The organism is Flavobacterium flavigenum (genome assembly GCF_027111255.2).
In the GTDB taxonomy this organism is placed as follows: Bacteria; Bacteroidota; Bacteroidia; order Flavobacteriales; family Flavobacteriaceae; genus Flavobacterium; species Flavobacterium flavigenum.
In genome coordinates this window covers 2,891,191-2,906,957 of record NZ_CP114285.2, presented here as the reverse complement: position 1 = coordinate 2,906,957, position 15,767 = coordinate 2,891,191, and the positions used below count along the sequence as shown (strand labels likewise).

Here is a 15,767-nt window from a genome sequence, read left to right as displayed (position 1 = left end):
TTTTCTGTTGGGATTTGGAATTTACTTTTTAACCAATTCAATATATTTTGCATCACATTCTCCAAGTTTGGTGTAGTAATTCATAGCATTTCCATAATTCTGCATGGTTAGTGTATCTTTTTTATAAGCAAAATCGATTCCGATTGGTATTTCTAATTCTTTATTTGTCTTTTTAGCATCCGAAATAGTATCTGTTTCATCTTGATGACTGATATCCCCTTCGTATTCATCCCATTCAATACCTTCTAAAACCAAATATTTTTCTCCTGATTCATTAGTAGAGAAAGTGGCCTTGCCTGTTAATTTTCTGTTATTCGTTTTTAATACATAAGAATAACCATCCCTGACTTTTGCTATTTCTACAGAAATAGCACATTCATCGCCTTGATAAATTCCGGCTATTGATTCCTCATTTTTAATTGTTGGAAGTGTTGCAATAGTATCATTGTTGTTTTTAACCGGAATTGATATCTCTTTTTTGTTTTCGCACGCAAAAATTAGCAATACTGAAAATGAAAACAACAGAAAGGGTATTTTTTTTAATTTCATAACTAAGTCTTTTTTTGTGCTAAAATGTATTTCAAATAAATAAATCCAAAAATCCCTGAAAGCAGTGATGCAATCTGAATGGCTATTTTTGAAATTTTTTTTATGCTGGATAATTCACCATGGTATATTTCTCGCTCCAGTTCTAATCCAATCAGTAAAAAAAATATTGTCATTAATCCGTCATTAATCCAGTGTGTGATGGAATGTCCACCCAGATCTTTTTCCCAAAAAGCAATGAATTCTGTGTTAATGATAAATTAGCAATTGTAAGTGAAAGAACAGTCACAAATAACAACAACAGTCCACTTGATTTTTCGTTTTCAAAAAAGGCATTAAAGGTCTTTGTTAATTTCATTTTAGCAATTATGTGTATTAAAATGTTTCTGAAGTTTCGAAAATGTTGTTTTTCAAAGTTAAAAAAAAAACTAAACCAATAAAAAGATATAGTGTTTTGTTTGGTCTGTGCAGATTACGAAATAAAAGAATAAACTGTATTTTTGTTTATCTAAATTTTTAAAAAATGAGTGTAAAAATTCTACATATCGACAGCAACCATCCCATTCTTTGGCAGCAATTAGAAGAAGCAGGTTTTGAAAACCATGCCGACTTTAAATCTTCAAAAGAAGAAATCGAAGCTAAAATTCAGGATTATAACGGAATTGTAATCAGAAGCCGTTTTAAAATCGACAAACAGTTTATTGACAAAGCTTTCAATTTGCAGTTTATTGCCAGAGTTGGTGCGGGTCTTGAGAGTATCGACTGTGATTACGCATTAGAGAAAGATATCAATCTTATTGCCGCTCCGGAAGGTAATTGCAACGCTGTTGCAGAACATACTTTAGGAATGATTTTATCCCTTTTTAATAAGCTAAATCAGGCCGATAGCGAAATCCGATCAGGGGCTTGGAACCGGGAAAGCAACCGCGGACATGAACTTGACGGGAAAACAGTTGGGATTATCGGATACGGAAACATGGGAAAAGCCTTTGCTAAAAAATTAAGAGGGTTTGATGTTGAAGTCTTGTGCTATGACATTGCTAAAAATATGGGTGATGAAAATGCTAAACAAGTTTCATTACAGGAATTACAGCAAAAAACTGATGTCTTAAGCCTGCATATCCCTTGGACGCCTGATACAGACAAAATGATTGACCTGAATTTTATAAATGCATTTGCAAAGCCATTTTGGATTATAAATACTTCACGTGGGAAAAACATCGTCACAGCTGATTTGGTTGAAGCTATGAAATCCGGAAAAGTTTTAGGTGCAGGTCTGGATGTTTTGGAATATGAGAAACTCTCTTTCGAAACACTTTTTCAGGAAAAAAATACCCCCGAAGCTTTTCAGTACTTGCTGGATGGTAAAAAAGTAATCCTTACCCCTCATATTGCGGGCTGGACATTTGAAAGCCATGAACGTCTGGCTCAGGTAATTGTAGATAAAATAAAGGCTTTGTACTCAAAATAATTATCGATATTTCTTTAGATTTTAATAACAGGTTTTTTCTGAAAATTAATTCACACAATTAGCTTTTGAATTTATTTTTTTTTAATATTGTCGTTAATTTTAACAAAATTTTAAAAAGGAGTAAGCCGAAAATCCTAAAAGAGTAGGAAACTAATTAAATTTTATTAATTATGATTGAATGGTACAAAAAAGTGGTTTTTGAAAACTATGCAAACTTTAAAGGACGCGCCAGAAGGAGTGAGTATTGGTATTTTGCACTTGCTAATGGAATAATTTCTATAATATTGATGATTATTGGAGGCGCTATAGGAGGTGCTTTTGGAGATGGCTTTACTGGTATTGCAGTTGGATACGGCCTATTTATTATTTATACTTTGGCAATTCTTTTACCTAGTTTGGGTGTTATTGCCAGAAGATTACATGATGTTGGTAAAAGTGGTTGGTTTTATTTGGTTTCTTTTATTCCTTTAGTTGGCCCAATCTGGATATTAGTTTTATTTTGTACAGAAGGTAATCATGGCCCAAATCAATATGGACCAGATCCAAAAAATGAAATTGAAGAAATTGAAGAAATTGGCAAAGTTGAATTACAATAATTAAATATATATAAAATGGAAACCACAAGACCAACTGAAGACTGGAATAATCCTCCAGTTCGTAGAGAAGAAAACAAAAAAGTTCTAGCAGGAGTACTTGGTATCGTATTAGGAGGATTTGGTGTGCATAAATTCGTTTTAGGTTACACTCAGGAAGGAATAATCCAATTAGTGGTAACTTTAGTTACTTGCGGAATGGGAAGCTTAATTGGCTTCGTGGAAGGAATTATCTACCTGACTAAAACAGACGAAGACTTTTATCAGACCTATCAGGTTGGTAAAAAAGGCTGGTTCTAAAACATAAAAAAACCCATTTCAAGCGAAATGGGTTTTCTTTTTTATAGGTTTTTCTTAACTAATATCTTCTTTCTCAGATAATTTACGTTCCAGTTCGATCTGAAACTCTTCGATAACTGGTTTCATTGTACTTTCAGGAATATCTGCAATCCTGATGTACATTAAGCCGTCTACAGCGTTATTGAACAGAGGGTCCACATTAAACGCTACTACACGTGCATTTTGTTTGATGTATTTTTTAATTAAAACAGGCAAGCGTAAATTTCCAGGTTCAAGTTCGTCAATGATTTTATCGAATTTATTTAAATCTGATTCAGCTTCATCAAAAATAAAATCTTTATCAGCATCTTTAAGTTTTACTTTGTAAGCCTTTTTTGGATGGATATACTGTGCGATATACGGATCGTAATAGTTCGACTTCATGAACTCAATCATTAACGATTTTGAGAAGTCTGAGAACTGATTACTGATGCTTACTCCACCCAGCAAATATTTGTGTTCAGGGTAACGTAAGGTCGTATGAATAATTCCTTTCCACAATAAAAATAAAGGCATCGGTTTTTGCTGATAATCTTTGATGATAAAAGCACGACCCATTTCTATGGAATTATGCATCATGTCGTGCAGTTCAGGTTCAAATCTAAAAAGGTCATTAAGATAAAAACCTTCAAGCCCATATTTTGGATAAATTTCAGAACCTAAGCCCATTCGGTAAGCGCCGGCAATTTTTTTAGTATCCTCATCCCATAAAAACATGTGATGGTAATACTGGTCAAACTGGTCTAGATCTATTGACTCATTCGTTCCTTCGCCAACCTCACGGAAAGTAATTTCACGTAAACGTCCAATTTCATGTAAAATATTAGGAATTGATTTCGCTGTGGCAAAAAAGACCTCATAGTTTTTACTTTGCAATAAACGACAGTCACTGTTTCTTAAAGCCTGAACTTCATCAATCATTTTTGCTTCATTGGCGGCAGTAACAATCTTTTTGGGCGCTTTCGTAATTTTTAAATTAGATGTATCCAGTAATTTATGCTCTTTTTCGAAAGGATTAGCCAGCATATAAGTTTTCTTTCTTAAAAACTCAGAGTATTCTTCGAACGATTCGATTTCATTTTGTTCATTTACCGAAATTGGTTTTCCAATACGAACCTTTATTACACGGTCTTTTTGTGTAAGAAGTTCTGATGGTAATTTTGCTGTACGTAAAGTATCATCAATTTTAGAAAGCCAATAGAATAATTTACTGTTCTTAGCATGAAAATAAATCGGTACAACCGGAACTTTTGCTTTTCTGATCAGTTTGATAGCACCTTCTTCCCATGGTTTGTCCACTACCAGTTTTCCGTCTTTGTACGTCGAAACTTCCCCGGCAGGGAAAATTCCCAAAGGTTTTCCGTCGCTTAAATGACGTAAAGTTTCTTTAATGCCTATTACACTCGATTTTGCGTCCTTATGATTTTCAAAAGGATTAACCGGCATAATGTATTTTTTCATCGGGATAATTCTGTGTAATAAGAAGTTGGCGATAATTTTGAAATTAGGCTCTCTTTCAAGCATCAGTTTCAAAAGTAAAATGCCATCAATTCCTCCAAGCGGATGATTTGAAATCGTAATATAAGCACCATCTTTAGGCAGACGCTTTAAATCTTCTTCAGGAATTTCGAATTTGATTTGTAATTCATCCAGTACTCCGTTTAAAAAAGCAACATCTTCTAAATGTTTATTGTGATCGTAAATTTTATTGAGGGTGGATATTTTAAGAACCTTCATGAGAATCCAGCCTGAAAAAGTACCGAAAACTCCGTACTTGTCAACATTTATTGCCTTTGCAACTTCTTTCGCGGTAACTAAACCCATGTACTTTTTTAATTTATTAGAACAGCGAACAAAGATAACAAAAAACTCTACTTTTAGCGTTTGTTATGTAAACTTTCAGCATTTTTATTACTTTTGAAATTCTAAAAAAATCCAATGAAAATTATTTCTTATAACGTAAACGGAATACGCGCTGCTATTTCAAAAGGCTTTATCAACTGGCTTCAGCAGGCCAATCCTGATGTAATTTGTCTTCAGGAAATTAAGGCTACGCAAGAGCAAATTCCAACAGAAGAGATTACAGCTGCAGGCTATCCGTATCAATATTATTATCCTGCAACTAAAAAAGGATATAGCGGTGTAGCCATTTTATCTAAAATAGAACCCAATCAGGTTGTTTACGGAACCGGAATTCAACACATGGATTTTGAAGGCCGTAATCTGCGTGCCGATTTTGATGATGTGTCTGTAATGAGCCTGTATCTGCCATCAGGAACCAACATCGAAAGATTAGATCATAAATTTATGTTTATGGATGATTTTCAAACGTATATAAATGAATTAAAATTAACCATTCCGAACATTATTATTTGTGGAGATTATAACATCTGTCACGAAGCGATTGATATTCACGATCCGGTTCGAAACAAAACCGTTTCAGGATTTTTGCCTCAGGAACGCGCCTGGCTTGATGCATTTATGAAATCCGGTTTTATCGACAGTTTCCGCCATTTCAACAAAGATCCGCATCATTATACGTGGTGGAGTTACCGCGCAGGAGCCAGAGGAAATAACAAAGGCTGGCGTATCGATTACAATCTGGTAAGCCAGCCTTTAGAACACAGATTGAGGCGTGCTGTTATTCTTCCGGATGCCATACATTCAGATCATTGTCCGGTTTTAGTCGAAATCGAGTAATTCTGGTATTGTTATTGTTACACAAAGGCGGGTTCTCAGTTCGATGATTCGTTAGCAAAGTTTAAGGAGCTAATTCCTGCTTTCCACTGCAATCTTTGTGGTTTTAAAGAAAAACCACAAAGGATTTTCGTTTCAATCAGGGCTAGGACCTCACGGTAAAAAGCACATTTAAAGAATAATAACCTAATTATAAATACCATAAAAATGATTAAAAAAGCCTCACTTGGATTGCTTGTTCTGGCACTTTCAACGTCTTGTGTTTCCAAAAAAATCTACAATGACCTTGAAACAAAATATTCAGACTTAAAAAAAGAAAACCGTTCTATTGCTGATGAAAACAGCGAATTAAAAAAAGCAAAAAGTCAGTTAGAATTAGACCGTGATAAATTAACGAAGGATTTAGCAAGTGCAAAAGATGATTTAGCCAAACAAAAAGCTGATCTTGCCGCGGCACAAAACAAATTCAAAGTTTTACAGGATTCATATAACGCATTAGAGAAAAACAGCAACGATGCGTTAGAAAAAAACATGAATAAAAACCGCGATTTGCTGGCTGAATTAGAAGCAAAATCAAAAAAATTAGCTGAAGAGCAGGCACGTTTAGATAAAACCGCAAGCCGTCTCAATGAACTTGAAGCGATGATTGCAGCAAAAGAAGAGGCAATGAGAAAGCTAAAGGAAACATTGTCTAAAGCTTTAAATGGTTTTGAAGGAAAAGGGCTTACAGTAGAACAGAAAAATGGAAAAGTATATGTTTCTATGGAAAACAAATTACTTTTCAATTCCGGAAGCTGGGCTGTTGGTTCAGAAGGTAGAAAAGCAGTTGTAGAGTTAGGAAAAGTATTGGGCGACAATCCGGATCTTTCTGTATTGATTGAAGGGCATACTGATGATGATCCGTATGCAGGTTCAGGACCAATCGCAAACAATTGGGATTTATCTACCAAAAGAGCGACTGCAATTGTAGCTATTTTGAGTGAAAATGCTAAAATTAACAAACAAAAACTAACAGCTGCCGGTCGTAGCGAATTTTCTCCTTTGGCAAGCAACGCAACTCCTGAGGGAAAAGCTAAAAACCGTAGAATCGAAATCATCTTAACACCAAGATTAGATGAAATCGCCGACATGCTGAACAGCATCAACTAAGCTGAATTTTATGATATTCAAAAGGCTCAGAGTTTTTAAAACTCTGAGCCTTTTTCGTTAATATATAAATTATGCTTTTTCAATCAAGATACTCACGGCATTTCCGCCAAAACCGACAGCATTTATGAGCACTTTTTTAATTGATTTGGTCTGATTTTGGGCTTTTGCAAACGGAACATTGATAAACGTATCATGCAGGATCATCAAAAGAGCCAGTTCTAAACTTAAAATTCCTGATGCCCCAAAAGTGTGGCCTATTTTCCATTTATTAGTCGTCAGTAAGGGCATATTTTTGCCAAATACTTTTTCGATGGCACGAAGTTCTGTCAAATCACCTTTTATGGTTCCGGGTGCATGCATGACAATTACATCTATGTCTTCTAAATTTTCTCCTTTTAAGGCCATTTTCATTGATTTTTGGAAACAATCGGCTTCTGCAGAAATCGAAATATTATGTTCCAGAATTTCAGTTGCATATCCAACACCTGTTATGTACGCTATTGCATTTGCTGCTTCGCCAGCTTCCAGACAGCAGACTCCCGCTGCTTCACCCAAAATCATGGTGTTTTGTGTTTTTTCAAAATCAAAAGCCAGGTTAGGCCATGCTTCGTCTGTTTGATTAATACGCGAATATATTTTTAAAGCCCGCATCTGGGCAATCGTAAAATCGGTTAAGGGGGCTTCGCTTCCGCCAACTAAAAACTTATCTGCCATGCCTGATTTTAGCCATGCAGCACCATTTAAAATAGCATGAAGCGCTGTTGAACAGGTAATGGAATGTGAAATTTCCGGACCAACGCTTTGCAAATCGTGTGCGATCCAGGAAGAAATATTTCCCAGAGTAGTTGTTGGAGAGGCGAGAGTCTGTGCTTTTCCGGTATCGATGTACTCTTTGTAATGCTTTTCAAACAAATCAGTTGCACCGCGGGAAGAACCTATGTTGATTCCAAATACATCATTTTTATTCCAGCCTGCCAGCTCAACAGCTTTTCGCGAAGCTGCTACGGCAAACAAAACAGAATCATCTAAAAATTTATACTTAGAATCTGACTCACGGACTTCATCTATAATTTGTTTCGAATCAGCTTCAAGCTCAGCTACAGAAGTTTCTTGTTGATCCAAAAACTGAGAAGAAAAGCAATGCTGATTGTTAAGGTATTTTTTCCAGACTTCATCAGGATTATTTCCTAATGGAGAAATAGACGAAAATGCTGTTATGGAGATTTTAGTATTCAATTTTTTTTATTTAACCGCAAAGTTCGCAAAAGTTTTGGCAAAGTTCGCAGGGTTTTAAATAAATTAAACCATATAAGTTATATAAGTTCATTTAAGCTGGCTGCTTATATTTTCTTATATAACTTATATGGTCAAAAGCTACACCATTTCAATAGCTTCTTCAATTGTAGTATATACCTTTTGAAGCTGTTCGTTAGTCATGATGTAAGGAGGTAATATATAAACTATGTTTCCAACAGGACGTAAAATAACTCCTTTGTCAATAAAGAAATTATACAATTTGGTACGCATGGAGCCATAATAGCTTTCCTCTGTATCTGATTTTATTTCAACAGCAAAAATAACGCCTAATGTTCTGGCTGTAATTACTTTTGGATGGTTTTCAATTTTCCTTTGAAAGTTTAAATGATTTTTGTTGATTCTTTTAATATTAGCCTGTATTTCATCTGTCTGCAATAAATCGATACTGGCTAAAGCCGCAGCACAACCTGTTGGATTTGCGGTAAATGTATGTCCGTGAAACAAAGCTTTATTAATGTCATCATCATAAAAGGCATCGAAAACGTTCTGAGTAAAAGTCGTAATCGCCATCGGAATTGTTCCTCCTGTTAAAGCTTTAGACAAACAAATCATGTCCGGATCTTCATCAACATAATCCATTGCGAAGGTTTTTCCGGTTTTACCAAAACCGGTCATGACTTCATCGGCAATGGTTAGGATTTTATTTTCTTTGCAAATGGCAATCAGTTTTGCCAAAGATTCCGGCTCGTACATCACCATTCCGGCAGCACCCTGAACCAAAGGCTCAAAAATAAATCCTGCGCAATCATGATTCTGAATTACCTCTTTCAAAGCATCAAAACTAATTTTTTCCTGTCCTTTAATCGGAACCGGAATCCGGACAACATCGATAAACATTCCCTGAAAAGCCTGAGTATAAAACGAAATCCCGCTTGCTGCCATCGCCGCAAAAGTATCGCCGTGAAAAGCATTTTCAAAAGCAATTATGGTAGTTCGTTTTTCGCCTTTATTGTAGAAATACTGCAAAGCTACTTTAATGGCAACTTCAACTGCGGTGGAACCATTGTCTGAAAAGAAAATTTTCTGCTGGTTCTTCGGCAAAATTCCCATTAATTTTTCCGCAACTTTTATGGCAGGTTCGTGTGTAAAACCACCAAATAGAACATGTTCTAAAGTTGTGAGCTGTTTGTAAATCGCATCAGCAATAAATTTGTTACTGTGCCCAAACGGATTTACCCACCATGATGCAATAGCATCTATGTATTCTTTATTGTTTTCGTCCCAAAGTAAGGCACCTTCGCCTCTTGAAATAGCAATAGGGGTTTGAGAAGTTTTGTGCTGTGTATAAGGATGCCAGAGATATTGGCTGTCTTTTTCCTGTAAAGTCATATTGTGAAATGTTTTTTGTCAGATGTGGGATAGATGCATTTTACTTTTTACAAAATACATTTTACATTTTTAAAAGATTCTCCCGAAACAAATCGGCATATTCTTTAATTACATTTTGGTCGAAGTAAGGTTCTTCATCAATTCTTCCAATGTATTTAATTCCGGTTTTATTCAGAATCAAACTTTCAGTCGATTTATTTTCGCTTCCACTAAAGATAATTCCATGAACCTGAAATCCTCTGTTTTGAATTGCTTCAATAGTCAATAAGGTATGATTAATGCTCCCCAGATAATGTCTTGAAACTACAATAATTTTATAATCAGGCTGAATCAAATCAGCGATTGTGTCTTTTTCGTTCAGCGGAACAAAAATTCCTCCAGCGCCTTCAATAACCAGATGATTATCAGTTTTTGGTTCCTGAATTTGTTCTAAATCAATTGTAATTTTATCTATCTCAGCTGCCAGATGAGGACTTGCCGGTGTGTTTAACTCATAAGCATTTGGATAAAAATGAGATTTAGAATTTGAAATTCGGGATTTTACTTTATGAGTATCAGAATTGTCTAAATCTCCGGCCTGTACCGGTTTCCAGTAATCTGCTTCTAAAGCTTCTACAACAATGGCAGAAGTTATTGTTTTACCTACGTCGGTTGAAATTCCTGTAATAAATATTTTCATGAGTTTTGTTGTTTCGCAGAGATTCGCAAAGGATGCACAAAGTAGCGCAAAGAATAAAAATTTTGTGAATCTTTGCTTTTTCTTTGTGAATCTCTGTGTAAAATTCTCTACAAAAATACCAATAAAAATAACAAGCCCATCAGTTACGATGGGCTTGTTATTTATTCTTCTTTTAATTCGTCGATTACTTTTCTAATCTCTTTGGCATGTTTTCCATAAAAGTACTGCACCCACCATTCTAAAGACAATCCCATGAATAAGATTGAAAATACAACTGGTACAAAAACACTAATCATCTGTGAATTACTAAAATTGCTTATTTCAAAACCAGGCGTTTTTGAAAAATGATTGTATAAAAAACCAATTAAAAACAAAACAATAAAAGGTGTCAGCGCAAACCCGAATGTTTTGTACAATTCCATATTAAGCCTTATGTCAAAATAGGTTTCATATAGACTGTCTTTTGTTTTTAAAGTGATCTTGTTTAGTCTTTTGTAAAAAACATACAATTTTACCAGATAGTATACACAGACTGCAACAAATATGCTGAAGAACAAGTAAAACGGCATAATCCACTTTTCTGGAAAATTATAAGAAGAAGGTGTGAATCCGATTAATAATACAGCGACTGACTGCATTATAAGTTCGTTTTTAAGATTTTTCCGAATCTTATCCAAAGGTGTATTTGCTGATTGTATTTTTTCTAAATTATCCGGAAGAACGACATTTTCTGTCTTTTCGTTATTCCATGCGTTTTGTATATCGTTAAAATCCATATCCCTGATTTTTAATTATTTCTTTTAATTTTTCTTTTGCCCTGTTTAATTTTACCCTGGCATTCCCTTCAGAAATCCCAAGATTTTCACCTATTTCTTTATGAGAGAATCCCTCCAGCTGATAAAAAATAATGGCTTTATCTATTTTTTCGAGTTTTTGAACTGCTTTATAAAAATGATCCAGCTGACTTTCTTTGATGTGTGAATCTCCTTCTTCGTCCTTAATATTTTCTGAAGCTATTTCGTATTTATCTACCTTTCGCTTTTCTTTTCTAAGAAAAACAATTGCTGTATTTACCGCGACTCTGTACATCCAGGTCGAAAATTGGCTTTCATTCCGAAAAGTATCATATGATTTCCATAGCTGGCAGACAATCTCCTGAAACAAGTCCTGCTGATCATCATAATTATCCATATACATCTTCGAGACTTTGTAGAGAATTCCTTTATGACTTTCTATCCGTTTTAAAAATTCTTGTTCTTTCTCTTTCAAAATAGTACTATTTCATTACTGGTTTTACGATATATCCTGCTTTTTTTAGTAAATTGATAATTCCAGATTCTCCTGCTAAATGAGCTGATCCTACTGCGATAAATAAACTTTCTTTTTCCATTAAACCAGGTAGTTGTTTTATCCAGTTTTCATTTCTGTTGTCAAGAATAATTTCTTTTGTTTTTTTACTCATAGACTTATTCGTAGCAAATGCATCATATATAGCCGTTATATTTTCCTGTTTGTATTGAGATACAAGTTTAGCGGTTTCTTCTCTACTGGATTCTTTTAATGCATCAATCATTTCTGTATCTGTATAGCTTTTAGCGAATGCCTCCATTTGCGAATTTACTGTTTCAAGTCCAATAATTGGAAGTTTTCGTTGTTTTGCAGTTTCTATAAAATTCATTTCATAAAATTTCAAATCGTTACATCCGAAAGATTTCATAGATATCAGACTCATAATTGTAAATAATTTAAAATTGTCTAACTGCTGAACCGTCATCCCATTGCTTTTTAAGACATGATCTAATTTTGATAAATTCTCCGGACTTAGAGTTTTGCTAAGAGGTTCTTTTCCCATTGCCATTTGCTGCAGATCAGTCATTTCTTTAGGATTAGACATATCAATTTCTAAAACTAATTTCTCTGAAGCTTCGAATGCTTTTTTTGTCTTATCTGAAAGAAAATAATCGGAGGAGCAAATCATATGAATTGTTCCGTATAAATAAGAAGGTTTTGATAATCCATTTCCTGAAACTTCCCATAATAATGAGTTTTCTAATTTAGGAGCTTTTTTTTGCGCATGTATTGTTCCGCTAAAAATAAATAGTACTACTGCTATTGTTGATTTGATTAAATTTTTCATGTTTTGATTGATTTAAAATTGATAATTGATTGATGATAATTTTTGATTGATTTGATGATTGAAACTCTTTTGATTATTTGTTGTAATTGTTCCGTTGCCACGAAGCTATAGTTCCAAGTGCCAAACATCCCATAATAACTAAAAAAGCGACACTAATAAGTTTTACTAAGATCTTGAATAGCAAAGCGAATAAAAATCCAGCTAATGCGGCTAAGATACATTTGTAAATATTTTGTTTCGAGAAAGAAGATTGCGATTTCATAATAGTTTTGATTTATTTGGTTGCGGCTCGTAAGTGACCAAACATTTAAAACGTTACAAAAAAAATTAAACTTTTTTCTAAAACTGAGAGAATCCAGTAGCTTAGAGAGGAAAAAATATAATGTCACAGAGGTACACAACAGGGAGTGTACAAAGATTAGCGAATTTTTTTGCGATTATTTATGAAAACCTGGGTTAATTTCTGTGGAATAATTAAAAAATCAAATCTCTCATAAATTCTAAAACTTCACTGATTTCTTCTTCACTATTAAAGCTGTGAATACAAAAACGAAGTCTTTCCTGGCCTTCCGGAACAGTTGGAGATAAAATAGCTTTAACATCAAATCCTTTGTCCTGTAGCTGTTGGGCTATGTGTTTCACATTTTCATTGCCCGGAATAATAGCGGATTGAATTGCTGATTTGCTTCGGACAAACATCGGTTTTAAGCCCAAAAGATTTTTCTGTTGATTAAAGAAAATGATGTTTTGCCGTAATTTTTCAATCGTGTGTTTTTCAATTTCTAATTGCTGGTATGCGATTAAAATTGTAGCAACCGAATGAGGAGATAATCCTGTTGTATAAATGAAACTTCTGGCGAAGTTTACTAAATATTCTTTAAGTTCTGAATTTCCTAAAACTACTGCTCCATGACATCCTAGCCCTTTTCCGAAAGTCATTATTCGGGCAAAAATTCTGTTGTGCAAATTTAGTGATTGTATTAAGCCTTCTCCTTTATCTCCAAAAACACCAAGAGAGTGTGCTTCGTCAACTATCAGATAACAATTGTATTTTTCTGTAAGTTGTACTAATTCTTCCAGGTTTGGACAGTCGCCATCCATTGAAAAAACAGTTTCAGTAACAATATAAATATTTGTCTCAGGAAATTTTAAAATTAACCGCTCTAAATCTTCAAAATCATTATGGCCGAATTTGTAAGATTTAGCATTTGACATCGAAATTCCATCGCGAATTGAAGCATGACTTAATTCATCATATAAAATAACATCATTTCGCTGCGGTACAGCGCTAAAAAAACCAACGTTTGCATCATAGCCCGAATTGAAAATTAAAGCTGATTCTGCTTCATGAAATTCTTTTATATGTGTCTCTGTAATTTGATATAGATAATGATTTCCGGAAAGTAGTCGCGAACCTGTAGCTCCATTCTGAATTATATCATTTTCAATCAAATAATGATGCGCCTGTTTGAAAATGGTTTCAGACCTTGAAAATCCGATATAATCATTTGAAGAAAAATCAACACGGTTATTAAAACTCGGTAATTGTCTTAACGCGTTGTTTTGTTTTCGGGTTTCAAGCTTTTGAATAAGATTTTCAGGTAATTTCATAAAAGCAAAGTTATGAAATTGAACTTAGATTAAAACAACAGCGGGATTAATCACCCGCTGTTGCAAATCTGGTTTTTAAAAATTCGTTATAAAAGGTGATTTTCTAACGAATTTTTCCTCAATCATTTCCTGAACCATAAAGCCAGCAATGTCAAAAGAGCTGATTTTATCTCCCGGACAGTCTTCAAGATTTACAATAATTTCGGAGCTGGTATCAGTAAATTCAATAAACGGGACACGAACCAATGTCCAGTTAACATCACTTTCAGTTAATAAATCGTAGGTAAGTTGACGGTCTTGCTGAATTTCAGGATAGTTGGCTTTCATCCAGTTAGTCGCAGCTATCGTTTTTTCTCCCTTTTTATCAAATGGTGTATCGACATTAATACCTGCCAGCAAGACATATCGCTGAATATCAAAATCATTCATGTTTTTGAGGATATTTTTAGTTGCATTACTTGCAACCATGGGTTCGCCTGGCCGTTGTCCAATTGTACTAAGTACGGCGCCACAATCTTCAAGTAAAGATCTTATAGTGCTTTCGTTGATGGCATCACCCTCAATAATTTCGACTTTTGAATTTTGAATTGTAAAGGTTTCCGGGTTTCTTAAAAGAACTTTTACGTTAATTCCTTTTTCTAACAACTGGTTTACAAGATATTTTCCAGTTCTGCCGCCTCCGCCTAATACGGCAACTTTTTTTATATTTTTCATATTTTCTTTATAAAATTTGACATAAATAATTTCACTTTATCATTGTGATAAAGTGAAAGAATAAAAGCTTACTGAGCTTTTATAAAACGATCAATATTTTATAAAGAGATTCTAATAATATAAAGATACACAATAATACTTTTAATCAATTAAATTCTAATGATGCAAAGTCCAAATTGCCAATAAACATTATGAATCAATTCTTTTTAATATTGTATGTAAACAAGATAAAAATCGTTTTTTAATAATTAATTATTGTTTTTCGATAATTAATTATAAGTTTGCAATAAATTAAAATATAAATTATTATGAATCCAGTCAAGCATTTTGCATCGTTCCTTTACTTTGCTGTAGTATTTGGTATTATTGTTTACAGTCTTTTTTTTCTAACAGCTGTTTCTGGAAAATTTTTTGGAAAAGATGGGCAATATGTGGTAAAAAGCGGTAACTCAACATATACAATGGGAAGCAAAACTTCCGAAGGCTATTATGTACCTGCCACACTCACTTTGCAAATTCCTGATTCTATAAGAAAAAGTCAAGGAGGTTTTGGGGTATATGCAGGGGACTCTTATCCTCAAATCAACAGCACATATTTAAAGGATCACAAAATAGTAAAAGCTATAAACGTCTACAATGTTGGCTCTGAAAGCAATTATCGTATTTCAGTAGGTGCTGATGGAAGTGGAAATTATCTGCACAAACAAGCCAAAAGGTTTAAATTCATAAGATATGCTCCTCAAGGAGATTCTGCTTATTTAAAAATATTGACTAACGAATCTTTTACCAACGTCATGCTAGCAATAAGAGAACATTTAAACAGTATTGTTTTGATTCTAAAAATGATTTTTCTGGCGCTAATTTTAAGAGAACTGGCTAAAGAAATTTATTTTTCAAAACCTCTTTCAACTTACATTAAAGGATTAGGATATGTTTTTCTGTTCTCGCAGTTAATCCCTATAATTTACAGCTTCCTTGACGCTAATTTATTTGATTATATATTGATCGAACCACAAGTTTTAGCATCTTTGCAGAATACTTATTTCCAAAATATCAGAGTGACATTTAATCCAACTATAGATATAGAATTTTATGCCTTATTTTTAGGAAGTATTTTGGTGCTGCTAACCAGACTGATTGAAAGAGGAAGATCACTAGAAGAAGAAAACGAATTAACTATTTAAT

Annotated in this window: 18 protein-coding genes; 6 read left to right on the top strand and 12 right to left on the bottom strand. The window is 34.0% G+C overall.

Features of this window, described 5'->3' with window-relative positions; translation table 11 throughout:
* Positions 1 to 21 precede the first annotated feature (21 nt).
* The 3 genes from OZP09_RS11875 to OZP09_RS11870 are packed head-to-tail and all read right to left on the bottom strand — an operon-like array spanning position 22 to position 904.
* Positions 22 to 549, bottom strand: coding sequence for a hypothetical protein (locus OZP09_RS11875; RefSeq protein ID WP_269233904.1), 528 nt, complete (start codon positions 547 to 549; stop codon positions 22 to 24).
* Between the two features lie 2 nt (positions 550 to 551).
* A complete protein-coding gene (locus tag OZP09_RS22660; RefSeq protein WP_432419433.1) occupies positions 552 to 722 on the bottom strand; it encodes a Na+/H+ antiporter NhaA in 171 nt (56 codons plus the stop codon).
* Positions 722 to 904, bottom strand: coding sequence for a hypothetical protein (locus OZP09_RS11870; RefSeq protein ID WP_432419432.1), 183 nt, complete (start codon positions 902 to 904; stop codon positions 722 to 724). The genes OZP09_RS22660 and OZP09_RS11870 overlap by 1 nt, the downstream gene beginning before the upstream one ends.
* 165 nt (positions 905 to 1,069) lie before the next feature.
* Between OZP09_RS11870 and OZP09_RS11865 the strand changes: the two genes are divergently transcribed.
* The 3 genes from OZP09_RS11865 to OZP09_RS11855 all read left to right on the top strand — a co-directional run bounded on the left by OZP09_RS11865 (position 1,070) and on the right by OZP09_RS11855 (position 2,910).
* Entirely contained in the window at positions 1,070 to 2,017 is a 948-nt protein-coding gene (locus OZP09_RS11865; protein ID WP_281309443.1) for a 2-hydroxyacid dehydrogenase, read from the top strand.
* A 170-nt stretch (positions 2,018 to 2,187) separates the two neighbouring features.
* On the top strand, positions 2,188 to 2,613 hold the full coding sequence (locus OZP09_RS11860; RefSeq protein ID WP_269233903.1) for a DUF805 domain-containing protein: 426 nt from the start codon (positions 2,188 to 2,190) through the stop codon (positions 2,611 to 2,613).
* A 15-nt stretch (positions 2,614 to 2,628) separates the two neighbouring features.
* Positions 2,629 to 2,910 carry a TM2 domain-containing protein gene (locus OZP09_RS11855; RefSeq protein ID WP_269233901.1) on the top strand — a complete coding sequence of 94 codons (282 nt, stop codon included), beginning with the start codon at positions 2,629 to 2,631 and terminating at the stop codon, positions 2,908 to 2,910.
* Between the two features lie 54 nt (positions 2,911 to 2,964).
* Here the strand turns inward: OZP09_RS11855 and OZP09_RS11850 are convergent, their stop codons facing one another.
* A complete protein-coding gene (locus OZP09_RS11850; RefSeq protein WP_269233900.1) occupies positions 2,965 to 4,773 on the bottom strand; it encodes a lysophospholipid acyltransferase family protein in 1,809 nt (602 codons plus the stop codon).
* A gap of 114 nt (positions 4,774 to 4,887) precedes the next feature.
* Between OZP09_RS11850 and OZP09_RS11845 the strand changes: the two genes are divergently transcribed.
* Positions 4,888 to 5,649 carry an exodeoxyribonuclease III gene (locus tag OZP09_RS11845; RefSeq protein WP_269233899.1) on the top strand — a complete coding sequence of 254 codons (762 nt, stop codon included), beginning with the start codon at positions 4,888 to 4,890 and terminating at the stop codon, positions 5,647 to 5,649.
* 204 nt (positions 5,650 to 5,853) lie between these two features.
* The gene (locus OZP09_RS11840) at positions 5,854 to 6,795 is read left to right on the top strand and encodes an OmpA family protein (RefSeq protein ID WP_223682777.1); all 942 of its coding nucleotides are present in this window, start codon (positions 5,854 to 5,856) and stop codon (positions 6,793 to 6,795) included.
* Between the two features lie 69 nt (positions 6,796 to 6,864).
* Here the strand turns inward: OZP09_RS11840 and OZP09_RS11835 are convergent, their stop codons facing one another.
* The 8 genes from OZP09_RS11835 to OZP09_RS11800 form a co-directional block, all read right to left on the bottom strand.
* Positions 6,865 to 8,031, bottom strand: a complete 1,167-nt coding sequence (locus OZP09_RS11835) for a beta-ketoacyl synthase N-terminal-like domain-containing protein (RefSeq protein ID WP_281309442.1) — start codon at positions 8,029 to 8,031, stop codon at positions 6,865 to 6,867.
* 138 nt (positions 8,032 to 8,169) lie between these two features.
* Positions 8,170 to 9,441 (bottom strand): adenosylmethionine--8-amino-7-oxononanoate transaminase, encoded by a 1,272-nt coding sequence (gene bioA, locus OZP09_RS11830; RefSeq protein ID WP_269233898.1) that lies wholly within the window; start codon positions 9,439 to 9,441, stop codon positions 8,170 to 8,172.
* Between the two features lie 61 nt (positions 9,442 to 9,502).
* Complete coding sequence (gene bioD / locus OZP09_RS11825; RefSeq protein ID WP_269233897.1) at positions 9,503 to 10,120, bottom strand: dethiobiotin synthase; 618 nt, start codon at positions 10,118 to 10,120, stop codon at positions 9,503 to 9,505.
* A 161-nt stretch (positions 10,121 to 10,281) separates the two neighbouring features.
* Positions 10,282 to 10,896 carry a hypothetical protein gene (locus OZP09_RS11820; protein WP_269233895.1) on the bottom strand — a complete coding sequence of 205 codons (615 nt, stop codon included), beginning with the start codon at positions 10,894 to 10,896 and terminating at the stop codon, positions 10,282 to 10,284.
* On the bottom strand, positions 10,886 to 11,389 hold the full coding sequence (locus tag OZP09_RS11815) for an RNA polymerase sigma factor (protein WP_223682061.1): 504 nt from the start codon (positions 11,387 to 11,389) through the stop codon (positions 10,886 to 10,888). Before OZP09_RS11815 ends, OZP09_RS11820 begins: the two co-directional genes overlap by 11 nt.
* 7 nt (positions 11,390 to 11,396) lie before the next feature.
* Positions 11,397 to 12,257, bottom strand: coding sequence for a TraB/GumN family protein (locus OZP09_RS11810; RefSeq protein ID WP_281309441.1), 861 nt, complete (start codon positions 12,255 to 12,257; stop codon positions 11,397 to 11,399).
* 474 nt (positions 12,258 to 12,731) lie between these two features.
* Positions 12,732 to 13,868 (bottom strand): aminotransferase class I/II-fold pyridoxal phosphate-dependent enzyme, encoded by a 1,137-nt coding sequence (locus tag OZP09_RS11805; RefSeq protein WP_269233893.1) that lies wholly within the window; start codon positions 13,866 to 13,868, stop codon positions 12,732 to 12,734.
* A gap of 75 nt (positions 13,869 to 13,943) precedes the next feature.
* Complete coding sequence (locus OZP09_RS11800; RefSeq protein WP_269233892.1) at positions 13,944 to 14,582, bottom strand: NAD(P)-dependent oxidoreductase; 639 nt, start codon at positions 14,580 to 14,582, stop codon at positions 13,944 to 13,946.
* 308 nt (positions 14,583 to 14,890) lie between these two features.
* Between OZP09_RS11800 and OZP09_RS11795 the strand changes: the two genes are divergently transcribed.
* Positions 14,891 to 15,766 (top strand): hypothetical protein, encoded by an 876-nt coding sequence (locus OZP09_RS11795; RefSeq protein ID WP_281309440.1) that lies wholly within the window; start codon positions 14,891 to 14,893, stop codon positions 15,764 to 15,766.
* Position 15,767: the final 1 nt, after the last annotated feature.

What these genes read in the sequence shown, in the direction of transcription:
- OZP09_RS11875 (WP_269233904.1), bottom strand. Translation starts at nt 549, where the DNA reads ATGAAATTAAAAAAAATACCCTTTCTGTTGTTTTCATTTTCAGTATTG.
- OZP09_RS22660 (WP_432419433.1), bottom strand. Translation starts at nt 722, where the DNA reads ATGACAATATTTTTTTTACTGATTGGATTAGAACTGGAGCGAGAAATA.
- OZP09_RS11870 (WP_432419432.1), bottom strand. Translation starts at nt 904, where the DNA reads ATGAAATTAACAAAGACCTTTAATGCCTTTTTTGAAAACGAAAAATCA.
- OZP09_RS11865 (WP_281309443.1), top strand. Translation starts at nt 1,070, where the DNA reads ATGAGTGTAAAAATTCTACATATCGACAGCAACCATCCCATTCTTTGG.
- OZP09_RS11860 (WP_269233903.1), top strand. Translation starts at nt 2,188, where the DNA reads ATGATTGAATGGTACAAAAAAGTGGTTTTTGAAAACTATGCAAACTTT.
- OZP09_RS11855 (WP_269233901.1), top strand. Translation starts at nt 2,629, where the DNA reads ATGGAAACCACAAGACCAACTGAAGACTGGAATAATCCTCCAGTTCGT.
- OZP09_RS11850 (WP_269233900.1), bottom strand. Translation starts at nt 4,773, where the DNA reads ATGGGTTTAGTTACCGCGAAAGAAGTTGCAAAGGCAATAAATGTTGAC.
- OZP09_RS11845 (WP_269233899.1), top strand. Translation starts at nt 4,888, where the DNA reads ATGAAAATTATTTCTTATAACGTAAACGGAATACGCGCTGCTATTTCA.
- OZP09_RS11840 (WP_223682777.1), top strand. Translation starts at nt 5,854, where the DNA reads ATGATTAAAAAAGCCTCACTTGGATTGCTTGTTCTGGCACTTTCAACG.
- bioA (WP_269233898.1), bottom strand. Translation starts at nt 9,441, where the DNA reads ATGACTTTACAGGAAAAAGACAGCCAATATCTCTGGCATCCTTATACA.
- bioD (WP_269233897.1), bottom strand. Translation starts at nt 10,120, where the DNA reads ATGAAAATATTTATTACAGGAATTTCAACCGACGTAGGTAAAACAATA.
- OZP09_RS11820 (WP_269233895.1), bottom strand. Translation starts at nt 10,896, where the DNA reads ATGGATTTTAACGATATACAAAACGCATGGAATAACGAAAAGACAGAA.
- OZP09_RS11810 (WP_281309441.1), bottom strand. Translation starts at nt 12,257, where the DNA reads ATGAAAAATTTAATCAAATCAACAATAGCAGTAGTACTATTTATTTTT.
- OZP09_RS11805 (WP_269233893.1), bottom strand. Translation starts at nt 13,868, where the DNA reads ATGAAATTACCTGAAAATCTTATTCAAAAGCTTGAAACCCGAAAACAA.
- OZP09_RS11800 (WP_269233892.1), bottom strand. Translation starts at nt 14,582, where the DNA reads ATGAAAAATATAAAAAAAGTTGCCGTATTAGGCGGAGGCGGCAGAACT.
- OZP09_RS11795 (WP_281309440.1), top strand. Translation starts at nt 14,891, where the DNA reads ATGAATCCAGTCAAGCATTTTGCATCGTTCCTTTACTTTGCTGTAGTA.